Annotated in this window: 10 protein-coding genes; all 10 read right to left on the bottom strand. The window is 48.8% G+C overall.

Annotation, left to right across the window (positions count from 1 at the left end; all coding sequences use genetic code 11):
* Window positions 1–22 precede the first annotated feature (22 nt).
* Window positions 23–1,309, bottom strand: coding sequence for a bifunctional tetrahydrofolate synthase/dihydrofolate synthase (gene folC / locus B4E62_RS11880; protein WP_310071246.1), 1,287 nt, complete (start codon window positions 1,307–1,309; stop codon window positions 23–25).
* A 25-nt stretch (window positions 1,310–1,334) separates the two neighbouring features.
* Window positions 1,335–2,195: an acetyl-CoA carboxylase, carboxyltransferase subunit beta gene (accD, locus tag B4E62_RS11875; RefSeq protein ID WP_310071249.1), complete on the bottom strand. Its 861-nt coding sequence runs from the start codon at window positions 2,193–2,195 to the stop codon at window positions 1,335–1,337.
* Between the two features lie 96 nt (window positions 2,196–2,291).
* A complete protein-coding gene (trpA, locus tag B4E62_RS11870; RefSeq protein ID WP_310071252.1) occupies window positions 2,292–3,101 on the bottom strand; it encodes a tryptophan synthase subunit alpha in 810 nt (269 codons plus the stop codon).
* A 68-nt stretch (window positions 3,102–3,169) separates the two neighbouring features.
* Window positions 3,170–4,396: a tryptophan synthase subunit beta gene (gene trpB, locus B4E62_RS11865; RefSeq protein WP_310071255.1), complete on the bottom strand. Its 1,227-nt coding sequence runs from the start codon at window positions 4,394–4,396 to the stop codon at window positions 3,170–3,172.
* A 38-nt stretch (window positions 4,397–4,434) separates the two neighbouring features.
* Window positions 4,435–5,061 (bottom strand): phosphoribosylanthranilate isomerase, encoded by a 627-nt coding sequence (locus B4E62_RS11860; RefSeq protein ID WP_331352217.1) that lies wholly within the window; start codon window positions 5,059–5,061, stop codon window positions 4,435–4,437.
* A 107-nt stretch (window positions 5,062–5,168) separates the two neighbouring features.
* A complete protein-coding gene (gene truA / locus B4E62_RS11855; protein ID WP_331352216.1) occupies window positions 5,169–6,065 on the bottom strand; it encodes a tRNA pseudouridine(38-40) synthase TruA in 897 nt (298 codons plus the stop codon).
* A gap of 86 nt (window positions 6,066–6,151) precedes the next feature.
* Window positions 6,152–9,328 (bottom strand): FimV/HubP family polar landmark protein, encoded by a 3,177-nt coding sequence (locus B4E62_RS11850; protein ID WP_331352215.1) that lies wholly within the window; start codon window positions 9,326–9,328, stop codon window positions 6,152–6,154.
* A 363-nt stretch (window positions 9,329–9,691) separates the two neighbouring features.
* Window positions 9,692–10,798, bottom strand: a complete 1,107-nt coding sequence (gene asd, locus B4E62_RS11845) for an aspartate-semialdehyde dehydrogenase (protein ID WP_331352214.1) — start codon at window positions 10,796–10,798, stop codon at window positions 9,692–9,694.
* A 38-nt stretch (window positions 10,799–10,836) separates the two neighbouring features.
* The gene (leuB, locus tag B4E62_RS11840; RefSeq protein WP_414633264.1) at window positions 10,837–11,919 is read right to left on the bottom strand and encodes a 3-isopropylmalate dehydrogenase; all 1,083 of its coding nucleotides are present in this window, start codon (window positions 11,917–11,919) and stop codon (window positions 10,837–10,839) included.
* A gap of 30 nt (window positions 11,920–11,949) precedes the next feature.
* A complete protein-coding gene (gene leuD, locus B4E62_RS11835; RefSeq protein WP_331352212.1) occupies window positions 11,950–12,597 on the bottom strand; it encodes a 3-isopropylmalate dehydratase small subunit in 648 nt (215 codons plus the stop codon).
* Window positions 12,598–12,600 lie beyond the last annotated feature (3 nt).

The following is a 12,600-nucleotide window of genomic DNA, read 5'->3' as shown; positions in this document are numbered from 1 at the left end:
CTAGGATTAAAACGCAACAGGATTATGCTGTCGTTGCGGCGAGCGCCTGCAAACCGGCAGCTACCGTATAAAAAGACCCGAAAACAAGAATACGATCACCGGGATCTGAATTATTGAAGGCCGCGTGCAAACAATCAGAAACGCTGCCGGAAAATTCTGCTTCCACATCCAAATCGACCAGATTTTGACGTAATTGTTCAACCGTCGCCGCGCGCGGAATAAATGATAAATCGGCGATATACCAGTTGCTAATATACCCTTTGAGATTTTCCAGACTTTGGGCGCGATCCTTATCTGCCATCATCGCCACTATGCCGTGTATTTTTGAACCCACTGCCCCACCCTGCACTAAACGTTCGACCAGATAGGCGGTCGCCGCAGGATTATGGGCCACATCGAGAATCACTTGTCGCTCGCGCCAATGCACTGTTTGAAAACGCCCGGGAACACGCAGTGCAGCCAAGCGGGTAAATGCATCTATTGCCAGCAAATCCAAACCGAAAATGCACGCAACTTGCAGTGCCGCTGCAAGACTGGGAAGTGGCAACTGGGGAAGAGTCTGCGAAGAAAATTGTACGTTGTTATTCCACCAATTCCAGGTGGAGTCACCCGCAACTGAATAACCAAAATCGCGCGAAATTAACTGGAGTGACGCGGAAAGATTTTGCGCATGATCCAGCAGCGATTGTGGGGGCGAAAAATCTGCACAGACCACGGGTTTGCCGGCACGCATAATGCCGGCTTTTTCATAGCCGATAGCTTCGCGGTTATCGCCCAACCAATCGGTATGATCGAGCGCAATACTGGTAATCACCGCTACATCGGCATCGATAATATTGATTGCATCCAAACGCCCACCCAAACCCACTTCAAGCACCGTCGCCATCACTTGTCGACGCTGAAAAATTTCTAATGCCGCCAAGGTCCCGTACTCAAAATAAGTCAGGCTTATAGGTTCAGGATAATCCGCACAGGTTTGCTGGCATGCATTAAAGATGGCTGCAAAAGCAGAACAGATTTCTGCGTCGGCAACAGGGTTGCCATCAACCACTATGCGTTCGTTGTAATGAAGTAAATGCGGGGAAGTGTAAACACCAACTGAAAAACCAGCAGCACCGAGCAAGGCTGCCGTGGCAGTAACGCAAGAGCCTTTTCCATTGGTACCAGCGACAGTGACCACTTTTGCCGTTGGTTTTAAGAGCGCCATCCGCTGCGCAACACGAGTGATACGTTCAAGGCCGAGATCAATCTCGGTCGGATGGTTTTTTTCCAACCAATCCAACCAAGCCGATAGCGAATCAAGTTGCATAGTAGCGGCTATCGAAAAACAACAATTACACTGCTGCTTTGCGCGTAAATTTCGCCAGCAGTGACGCCAACTTATCGCGCATGTCGCGGCGATGGATAATCATATCGATAGCGCCGTGCTCTAACAAAAATTCTGCCCGCTGAAAACCCTTAGGCAATTTTTGACGGATAGTCTGCTCGATAATACTTGGGCCAGCAAAACCGGCACGTGAACCCGGCTCACAAATATTCAGATCGCCAAGCAGTGCAAGACTGGCAGAAACACCGCCGTATACCGGATCAGTCATTACCGAAATATAGGGTGTCCCCTGCATTTTTAAACGTTCAATAACCGCACTGGTTTTGGCCATTTGCATCAGCGAAATTAACGCTTCCTGCATACGTGCACCGCCAGTGGCGGAGAAGCAAACGAAGGGAATATTTTCTTTCAGCGCAATAGTCGCTGCACGGGTAAAACGTTCACCTACAACGTAACCCATAGAGCCGCCGTGAAACGCAAATTCGAAAGCCACTGCAACAATCGGCATGCCTTTTAATTCACCGCGCATTGCCACCAGCGCATCTTTTTCACCCGTTTCTTTTTGTGCTGCCGTCAAACGGTCTTTGTATTTTTTAATGTCTTTAAATTTCAGGCGATCAATTGGCTCAACTTCAGTTGCCAACTCCTGGCGATTTTGCGGATCCAAAAACATATTCAAACGCGCCCGCGCACCAACGCGCATATGGTGATCGCACTTGGGGCAAACATCGAGCGTTTTTTCCATTTCCGGCTTATACAAAACCGCATCACACTTAACACATTTTTCCCACAGACCTTCAGGCACTTTGTTGCTGCGCTTGGTATCAGTGCGGGAAATACTCGGAATAATTTTATCTAACCAACTCATGGTCGCTTCTCTGTACTCAATGTCAATTTAGTTGATTGGTTGTGCCCGCATGCGAGCCACCGGAATTTCGTTGCTATTAATTGAACTTGTGGGCTATCAAATAGAATCTATGGCTACACGAATACTGCCAACGATATCGCCTACTGCTGCGGCAATTTCATTGGCACTTTTGTCGGCCATGCTACCCATTTTTTCAACCAGAACACTGCCAACCACAACACCATCAGCCAATACCGCAACTGCTTTGGCGGTTTCAGGATCTTTAATACCGAAGCCTACACATACTGGCAGGTCAGTTAATTGACCAAAACCGGCAAGCTTTTCTTTTACCGCATTAACATCCAAATGGCCTGCCCCCGTTACACCCTTGAGTGAAACGTAATAGAGAAAACCGCTGGCATAAGCTGCAATTTTTTGCGCGCGCTCAAGCGTAGTCGTTGGGGCAAGCAGGAAAATATTATCCAAACCATGCGCGTCTAACTCACCTTTGAGCACAACAACTTCTTCAGGTGGCAAATCAACAGTTAATAAACCATCAACACCGGCTTCTGCCGCTGCCTTGGCAAATTCTGCGTAACCAAAACGCTCAACCGGGTTTGCATAACCCATCAACACAATTGGTGTGATGTTATTGGTAGCCCGAAATTGTTTAACAATTTCGAGGGTGCCGCGCAAACTGATGTGATGTTCAAGCGCACGCTCGTGACCTTTTTGAATCACCGGGCCTTCTGCCATAGGGTCAGAAAAAGGCACGCCTAATTCAATAACATCAACACCTTGCTCGACCAACGCATGCAAGGTTGGCAAAGTGGCTTGGGGATAAGGATCGCCATTAACCACATAAGCGACTAATATTTTTTTACCCGCCGTTTTGGCTTGGCTCAAGTGCTGGGAAATACGACTCATCGAAAATTCCTGATTTTTATTTGCCGCCCAGTAAGCGGCATCTTTTAATAGCTTGTTGACGCTTTGGATTAAACGGTAATGCCATCCAATCCGGCGACAGTCAAAATATCTTTATCGCCGCGACCGGAGAGGTTGGCGATAATAATTTGGTCTTTGCTCATGGTTGGCGCCAGTTTTTCCACATAAGCCAAGGCATGGCTGGATTCCAGCGCCGGCATAATACCTTCAGTTTTGGTAATTTTGCGAAATGCGGCCAGAGCTTCATCATCATTGATCGCCACATAGTTTACGCGGCCAATATCTTTTAACCATGAATGTTCAGGACCTACACCGGGATAATCCAAACCAGCCGACACCGAATGGGTTTCGATAATCTGGCCATTTTCATCTTCCATCAAATAGGTGCGATTGCCATGCAATACACCGGGAATACCTTTATTCAATGGCGCGGCGTGTTTACCGGTTTCGATACCCAAACCACCCGCCTCAACTCCGTACATTTTTACTGATTCATCTGTGAGGAATGGATGAAACAAGCCTATCGCATTGGAGCCGCCACCAACACACGCAACCAGCGCGTCGGGCAAGCGACCTGCCTGCTCCAGACATTGGCGGCGCGCCTCGCGCCCAATAATCGATTGGAAATCACGTACCAGTTGTGGATAAGGATGGGGGCCAGCAACGGTGCCAATGATATAAAACGTGTCGTCAACATTAGTCGCCCAATCGCGCATGGCTTCATTCATTGCATCTTTCAATGTGCGCGAACCGGAGGTTACCGGAAACACTTCTGCACCGAGTAACTTCATGCGGTACACATTGAGTGCCTGACGCTTAACATCTTCGGCACCCATATAAACGCGGCATTTCAAACCCAAACGCGCTGCAACTGTCGCAGTAGCAACACCGTGCTGCCCAGCTCCTGTCTCTGCAATAACACGGGTTTTTCCAGTAAATTTCGCCAGCAATGCTTGGCCAATAGTGTTATTTACTTTGTGTGCGCCCGTGTGATTTAAATCTTCGCGTTTCAGATAAATCTGCGCACCGCCCAACTCACGGGTCCAGCGCTCAGCGAGGTAAAGAGGTGAAGGACGGCCAACATAATGCGCCATGTCCTTGTCAAATTCGGCTTGAAAGCCAGGATCATCTTTCAAGTTAAAATAGATAGATTGGAGTTCATCGAGCGCATAAATCAGCGTCTCGGAAACGAAGCGGCCGCCATAGGGGCCGAAGTGACCTTCCGCATTGGGAAAAGCACTGTAATCAATAGCTGAAAAATGCTCAGTGTTACTCACCGTTTAATCACCTGTAAGATGCCGGTAAAGACTGCACATCAAGATGCAGCAAACCGTACGTTATTGATAAAAGAGGTTATTTTTCCGTGATCTTTTTTACCGGGTGCCGATTCTACACCACCGCTGACATCAACCCCATAGACTTGGGTCGCCCGAATAGCATCTGCGACGTTGGCGGCAGTTAAGCCTCCAGCCAAAACCAAGGGCTTGGCCGATTGCCGGGGTACGCGCGCCCAATCAAAGGTTTCACCTGTACCACCCGGAACTCCGGGGCGATAGGCATCCAACAAAATCCCTGATGCACTGGGATACTCCGCTATAGTAGCTGCCACATCCAGTTCAGGCCGCATACGAATTGCCTTCATATAAGGGCGTGCAAAAGACTCACAATAATCCAGATCTTCATCACCGTGAAATTGCAATAATTGCAGCGGCACTTGTTTCAATACGGCATCCACAAACTCTGGATCAGCATTCACAAATAAACCGGTAACCACGGTGAATGGCCCCGCCGCCAATGCAATCGCGCGTGCCTGCATAATTGTTACAGCACGCGGGCTAGCTGCATAAAACACGAGCCCTAAGGCTTCCGCACCTGCATCAACCACTGCTAGAGCATCTTCAATGCTGGTTATTCCGCAGATTTTGACTCGTGCTCTGGACAAACTCAGGCTCTCCAAACGCTATTGACTCACTCGCAAGGCGAGGGGTGAAGCAAAAATTAGGGGGGGATATTAACAGAAATAACCTCGAAAAGCCGAGGGCTCATTTTTCATTGAGAAGCAAAACCACCTAGCGGCTCAGCAAAAAATAGTGGCCCTGGAGGACACACTGACAACCCAAAATGCGCCGGGTAATCGACACCAACTAAATAAAGACCAAAAGGTTTAGCCGTCACACCGCCAGCACTGCGGTCGCGCGCCGCCAGCACTTCAGCAACCCAGCGTGGGGGCCTGTCTCCCGCCCCCACGGCCGTCAATACACCAACGATATTGCGCACCATATGATGCAAGAATGCATTGGCTTGCACCTCCAAAACAATCAAATCCCCGCGCCGCAACAGGTGCAAATACTCAATCCGCCGCACCGGGCTTTTCGCCTGGCACTGGGTTGCACGAAACGATGTAAAGTCATGCTGACCAACCAAGTAGGCTGCAGCTTCACGCATGGCATCAACATTGAGCGGCCGCGATGACCAAGTCACCTGGTCATGCAATAAACCGGAGGGGGTTTTGGCATCGGTCATCAAGTAGCGATAAGTGCGGTTAAGTGCGCTAAAACGCGCATGGAACTGCGGTACAACCTCACGCGCCCAACGCACCGACACCGAATCTGGCAAATACGGCCGGGTGCCACGCAACCAGGCTTTTTCCGGGCGTAAGGCAAGCGTATCGAAATGGATAACTTGATTAGTCGCATGTACGCCAGCATCGGTCCTGCCAGCACAAACGAGACTGATAGGCTCATCCGCCACTGTAGATAAGGCCTTCTCCAAAGACTGCTGCACAGTTCTAACACCGTTTGGCTGCACCTGAAAACCGTGGTAGTCCGTCCCCTTATATTCAACACCCAATGCAATACGATGCATCCCTTCCGGCCAAATAGTATCGGCTACCACCTCACCATTGCGGGCATAGGGCTTAGAACTGGGGACGTAGTTTTCACTCATGGGAATAAACCATCAAACAGAAACCAAACTGCACAAAATAAAAAAGCCTTGCACCGGAATGCAAGGCTTTGCGATCAGGCAAAAAATTAGCCTATTCGGCCGAGCAACTCATTGGCTTCTTTACGCTGCTCATCGTTACCTTCACCGAGGACTTCAGAAAGGATATCTTTCGCACCCTCACTATCGCCCATATCAATATAAGCGCGCGCCAAATCCAGCTTGGTTGCAGCCTCATCGGCATCGGCAAGGAAATCCAATTCGGCATCCATGTCGTCATCTGACAAATCGGCCAGTGCGGCCTCGTCGCTGGAGAACTCATTCAAATCGATATCGTCTGAATCGCCTGAAAAATCTGACAGCGCCTGCGCAAACAAATCTTCGTCATGCTCTTGTTCGGCATCAACCAGCGCAGCCTCGTCTGCTATAACCGCAGGAGACTCTTGGACAGGTTCTGGCCGTGAAGGAATTTCATCCTGCAATTCCAAATCAACAATATCATCCGCCACCGCAAAGTCAGCGCCGTCAAATTCCGTAGATTCACTTAACTCCCCAAGATCATCTTCAAACGCAGCCAGATCCAAATCACTATCAGCCAATGCCTCTTCTTCAAAGCTAAAAGTGTCATCATCATCCAAATCAAAATCTGGCAGCAATTCATCTGCACTGGCTTCAGCCAAAGCTTCAGTATCGTCTGCAAGATCCACCTCCAGGTCTTCGGCATTATCATCAACACCAAAATCAACTAGATCATCATCCAGTTCAAAACCCACGGATGTTTCAGGCTTATCCAAATCATCGGTCAAGCTAAGTTTTGACGTCGAAATATCATCTTGTGCAGACTTCACATCAGAGAGGTCGAGATCTTCAATTCCCAAGTCCCCATCTTCACCTAAAAGGTCATCATCAAAATCTACATCCAGGCTTTCCATTTCATGGTCAAGCGCTGCCAGATCGACATCATCAACATTCATATCCAGATTAAAATCATCTGCCGCGACCTCCAACGACTCCGACTCTGCCGCAACAAGTTCAGCAGATTCCTCTACTGCCGATTCACTCAATTCAAGGTCGTCGTCCAAATCGAAGTTGAACCCATCTTCGATTGAAGGAGCCTTAACCTCCAGATCTTCAGGAAGAGTGTCAGCATCCAAATTATCGAGAGCCAATGACAACTCAGACAAATCTTCGGCTTCAGCAGCCAGATCATCATCAAAATCCAACTCAAATTCATTTTCCACTGCTGCAGGCGCATCTGCGATAGCAGACGAGAGATTGGACTCGTCATCGTCCAGATCGAGGTCAAAATCAAAACTAGTTGGCTCACTTGCTGTCGCGACTGGTGCGACAGAAAGGTCATCATCAAGATTAAAATCATCGAGAGAGAATTGATCCAGATCTGCATCCTGTGCTTCATTTGCAACTGAAGCGGCAGGATCGAATTCACCCGCCCCTGAGATGCCCTCGCGCAACTCAGAAGCACGTGCCAGCAGGGCTCCACCCGCCAGAGGCAAGAGCGCCGCGTAATGCTTATCAAATGCAGGGCCATTTTGCTGTTGGGAGTAAACCTCCAGCAACTTCATGCGAATATCAGCTGAGTCAGGATCTTTTTGCAGGGCGTTGAGAAGCATTTCCTCAGCCTGATCCAACTTACCGTAAGCGATATAAATATCTGCTTCGCCAACTACATCGCCCGTTTCAGCAACTGCAGTCGTTTCATTAGGTTCATCAAAAAGTGACGTTTCATCGGTTTCATTGAAGTGAGTTGCTTCATCAGCCACTTCTTCATTCTTACCAGCTGAATCATCCATGGCAAAAACATCATCCTGCTCTTCAGCCTGCTGCTCTTCAGCCTGCTTGCGGCGGCGGTAAGCAAAATAGCCTGCACCGGCCAAACCCAAAATCCCCAAGCCTATCCAAGGTGCATTTTCAACTGCAGTATCGGCTAACGTCGGCTCAGGTTTAGGTGGAACAATGACCTTCTTCGGCGGGGCTGGTTGCGGCGGTGCCACTGCAGCAACACTAGATGCGGCGGCTTCAGAGCTGGCTACAACAGCTTCAGAACTGGCAACATCCGCCACCGCAGCAACTGGCTCTGCGACAATGGGAGCCTCAGGCACCTGTGCTGGAGATGATGCAGCCTGGCCAGCGGCCACCTGTAATGCACGCAATTTTTCATTGCTTACTTCAACCAAACGCTCCATGGTTTCGATCTGTGCTTCAAGATCTTTTACCCGCGAACTTAATTCAGTATTTTCCGCTTTGGATTTATCCAGCTCCTCCAAAGTCACAGCCAACTCAGACTCCAGCGCCTTACCTGCACCATCGTTAGCGCCACTACCTTGGCCTGTACTAGCTGTACCCGCTGAAGGAGCTGCGAGCTTTACTCGCCCACTTACCTCGGTAGATTCAGCACGGGTTGAGCTGGTACGACGAGATGCATTTAACTGTGCGCCTGAATTCGAGTCGCCGGTTGCCTGGGCAAATTGACTCACAGCCTCAGACTTATTAAGCGATTTCATCTCGCTCGCATCCGGAACACGCAAAACTTGTCCGCGACGCAATCTGTTGATATTGCCGTTGATAAAGGCTTCAGGATTAGCGCGATAGAGCGCCATCATGCTCTGATGGACTGACACGCTGGAATCAGGACGCGCACGCAGCGCAACTTCCCACAGCGTATCATTGCTGCGAACTTCATATTCATCGCCACTCAGGCTGGGCTGGCGGGCACTAGGCACCTGGCGCGGCTCACTGGTGTAGCCGGAATCTGACGTTGCTTTAGGTGTTGATGTGGTAGAGCGCGGTTGCTGCGATTTATTGCTGGTGACCGCAGTTTGCACTGCTTGTGTAGCTCCGCCATCATCAAAAGTAGGTAGATCCATTAACAGGGTGTATTCGCGCAACAAGCGGCCAGCAGTCCAGCGGGCTTCAATCAAAAAATTCAGGTAGGGTTCGCGAACCGGGCTGCGCGAGGTGATAACCACTTTGGGGCCATCAGCAGCCTCAAGGTCTACTTGAAACTGAAACTCTGTGTAGAAAAACAAACGATCTACACCATTGCGTTCAAAATCAGCCGGGGATGCCAAAGCAACCAGAATCTGCTCCGCCGTAAGATCGCGTGTATCAAGTAGCTTGACCTCGGCCTCCAGCGGCTGGTTAAGCGTTGACTTGAGCTTAACCTCACCCAATCCCAAAGCACTGGCATAAGGCGACAGTACAAGAGATGTAAGACCACAGGCTAAAACCAACTGACGAAGACGCATAGCGCTATCCTTTTATTATTCCACGGCTGAACTAAACACGATTAGTCAGACATTTTAGTTGATTAACACAGCTTGATGAGTAAATGAAGCTGTGCTGATGAGGCATAAAACCTCGAATGAATCTTCAGTATCGTTCGTAAGTATTCATTATAAATAGGTTTTTATCAATACTCGGGGTCTTGACAAAGACTAAACAAAGCGGCTTTTTTGATAGTTTTCAGGAGTGATTTTACAAAAATGTGAAAAAGGACTGACATTTAAATCCTTATTTACCCCTAAAGCGGTTATAAAAAGCAAAAACCCCAAGGGTGTCACCAACCTTGGGGTTTGTTTTTTACCAGGACTGGATAAGTAGAAAACCGCTTATTTTGACCCTTGCAAGATACGCAGCATGCGGCGCAACGGCTCAGCCGCACCCCACAACAACTGATCGCCAATCACGAAAGCAGAAATATATTCTGGCCCCATATTGAGTTTACGCACTCGACCTACCCCAATTTTGAGGCCGCCAGTGATAGAAGCTGGCGTCAACTCTTGCTCAGTGATGCTACGGTCGTTTGGCACAAATTTAACCCAATCATTACCTGACTTAATGATGGATTCAATCTCTGCAAGCGGAAGATCTTTTTTGAGCTTGATAGTCAACGCCAAACTATGGCACCGCATAGCACCAATGCGCACACATAAACCATCAACGGGGATGGTGTCGGTATTCCCCAAAATTTTGTTAACTTCAGCCTGACCTTTCCACTCTTCTTTGGACTGGCCATTATCCAATTGCTTGTCGATCCAAGGGATCAAACCACCAGCAAGCGGAGCTGGAAAAAATTCGCGCGGCACGTCGTTACGGATAGTGTTAGCCACTTTTCTGTCGATATCCAAAATCGCTGAAGCAGGTGTTGCCAACTCATCAGCCACAGCATCATGAATCACGCCCATACCTTTCAACAATTCGCGCATGTGGTTGGCACCACCACCCGAGGCGGCTTGATAGGTCATAGAGCTAACCCAATCCACCAAACCCGCATGAAACAAACCACCCACACCCATCAGCATGATGGAGTTAGTGCAGTTGCCACCAATAAAGTTTTTAACGCCTTTCTTCAGCGCCGAGTCGATAACACCCTGGTTAACCGGGTCAAGAATAATGACCGCGTCATTCTCCATACGCAGACTGGAAGCCGCGTCGATCCAATAGCCATCCCAGCCAGACGAGCGCAGCTTCGGGAAAATCTCATTGGTGTAGTCACCACCCTGACAGGTAACAATCACATCCAATTGCTTCAAATCATCAACTGAATAAGCATCTTTCAATGCAGGCAATCCAACGGCAACAGCCGGGGCATCACCACCTACATTTGAAGTGGTAAAAAATACGGGTTCGATAGCCGCAAAGTCGTTTTCTGCTTGCATACGTTCCATCAATACAGAGCCGACCATACCGCGCCAACCTACAAAACCTACTTTCATCTCAGTCTCTCTCTAACGATTAATTCACAAGCTAATGATTAGGCCAGCGCTGCAACAACAGCATCGCCCATTTGCGAGGTAGAGACTTTGGTCTTACCTTCCGTATAAATGTCTGCGGTGCGATAACCTTGATCCAACACCTTGCCGACTGCAACCTCAATTGCGTCTGCAACCTGAGGATAACCGAGCGAATAACGCAACATCATGGATACCGACAAAATCGTCGCGAGCGGGTTAGCTATACCCTGCCCAGCGATATCCGGTGCAGAACCATGGCAAGGCTCATACATACCGCGACCATCTTTATCCAATGACGCTGACGGAAGCATACCAATAGAGCCAGTCAACATGGCTGCCGCATCGGACAAAATATCACCAAACATGTTGCCAGTCACCAACACATCGAACTGTTTTGGCGCACGCACCAATTGCATAGCCGCGTTATCGACATACATGTGGGACAGCTCAACATCCGGATATTCTTTATGCAGCGTATCCATCACTTCGCGCCACAACATAGTCGCCTCAAGCACATTCGCCTTATCGACCGAGCAGACTTTACCATTACGTTTGCGCGCCATCTCAAAAGCGGTACGGCCGATACGGATAATCTCGCTCTCGGAATATTTGTAGGTGTTGTAACCTTCGCGCTCGCCATTTTCCAATACGCGAATACCGCGCGGCTCACCAAAATAAATACCGCCTGCCAATTCGCGTACGATCAAAATATCCAAGCCAGAAACCACTTCCGGTTTCAGAGAAGATGCATCTACCAACTGTGGATATAACAACGCAGGACGTAAATTCGCATACAAACCCAATTGTGAACGAATCTTCAGCAAACCTTTTTCCGGGCGAATCGAGCGGTCCAATTTATCCCACTTGGGGCCACCAACAGCACCCAGCAAAATCGCATCGGCCTTGCGCGCTTTTTCGAGCGTCAAATCCGCCAGTGGAACGCCATGCACATCAATTGCGCAGCCGCCCATCAATTCGTTTTCAAAGGTTAAGCCCAAATCGAATTTGGCATTAACCACATCCAGCACCTTGCGCGCTTCACGCACAATTTCAGGACCGATGCCATCGCCTTCCAAAATTAAAATATGTTTGCCCACAAGCATTCTCCAATTAAAAAACTCTTATTTCGCCTCTCATTTAACTACATCAAACAACCAAGGCGCTTCAACGCGTTTTTTGGCTTCGTAGGCGCGAATGGCATCAGCATGTTCGAGAGTTAAACCAATATCATCCAACCCATTTAACAAGCAATGTTTGCGAAATTCATCTACATCGAACGCAAAACTTTCACCGCCTGGGGTTTTAACAACTTGCGCTGATAATTCAATTGTCAATTGATAGCCTTCTGCCGCGTACATTTCATTAAACAAGCTATCGACAATCTCATCACTTAATACGATGGGCAGCAAACCATTCTTGAAACAGTTGTTATAAAAAATATCGGCAAAGCTGGGCGCGATCACACTACGAAAGCCGTAGTCATCCAATGCCCAAGGCGCATGTTCGCGACTAGAGCCACAACCGAAGTTTTCGCGCGACAACAGCACAGTTGCGCCCTTGTAACGCGGAAAATTCAGCGGAAAATCCGGGTTTATTGGGCGCCCTTCGCAACTTTGATCCGGTTTACCTTCATCGAGATAGCGCAGCTCATCAAACAAATTCTTTCCGAAACCGGTACGTTTAATCGATTTCAAAAATTGCTTAGGGATAATCATATCGGTATCGACATTGGCGCGATCCATAGGAGCAGCAACGCCTTGCAAAACGGTAAAACTTTTCATCGC

The organism is Cellvibrio sp. UBA7671, assembly GCA_002483145.1.
GTDB lineage: Bacteria > Pseudomonadota > Gammaproteobacteria > Pseudomonadales > Cellvibrionaceae > Cellvibrio > Cellvibrio fibrivorans.
Note: the sequence above shows the minus strand (reverse complement) of the source record. Positions and strands in the feature narration are given on the sequence as shown.

Excerpts from the sequence above, each read along its gene's own strand:
- folC (WP_310071246.1), bottom strand. The coding sequence starts at position 1,309 with ATGCAACTTGATTCGCTATCGGCTTGGTTGGATTGGTTGGAAAAAAAC.
- accD (WP_310071249.1), bottom strand. The coding sequence starts at position 2,195 with ATGAGTTGGTTAGATAAAATTATTCCGAGTATTTCCCGCACTGATACC.
- trpA (WP_310071252.1), bottom strand. The coding sequence starts at position 3,101 with ATGAGTCGTATTTCCCAGCACTTGAGCCAAGCCAAAACGGCGGGTAAA.
- truA (WP_331352216.1), bottom strand. The coding sequence starts at position 6,065 with ATGAGTGAAAACTACGTCCCCAGTTCTAAGCCCTATGCCCGCAATGGT.
- B4E62_RS11850 (WP_331352215.1), bottom strand. The coding sequence starts at position 9,328 with ATGCGTCTTCGTCAGTTGGTTTTAGCCTGTGGTCTTACATCTCTTGTA.
- asd (WP_331352214.1), bottom strand. The coding sequence starts at position 10,798 with ATGAAAGTAGGTTTTGTAGGTTGGCGCGGTATGGTCGGCTCTGTATTG.
- leuB (WP_414633264.1), bottom strand. The coding sequence starts at position 11,919 with ATGCTTGTGGGCAAACATATTTTAATTTTGGAAGGCGATGGCATCGGT.
- leuD (WP_331352212.1), bottom strand. The coding sequence starts at position 12,597 with ATGAAAAGTTTTACCGTTTTGCAAGGCGTTGCTGCTCCTATGGATCGC.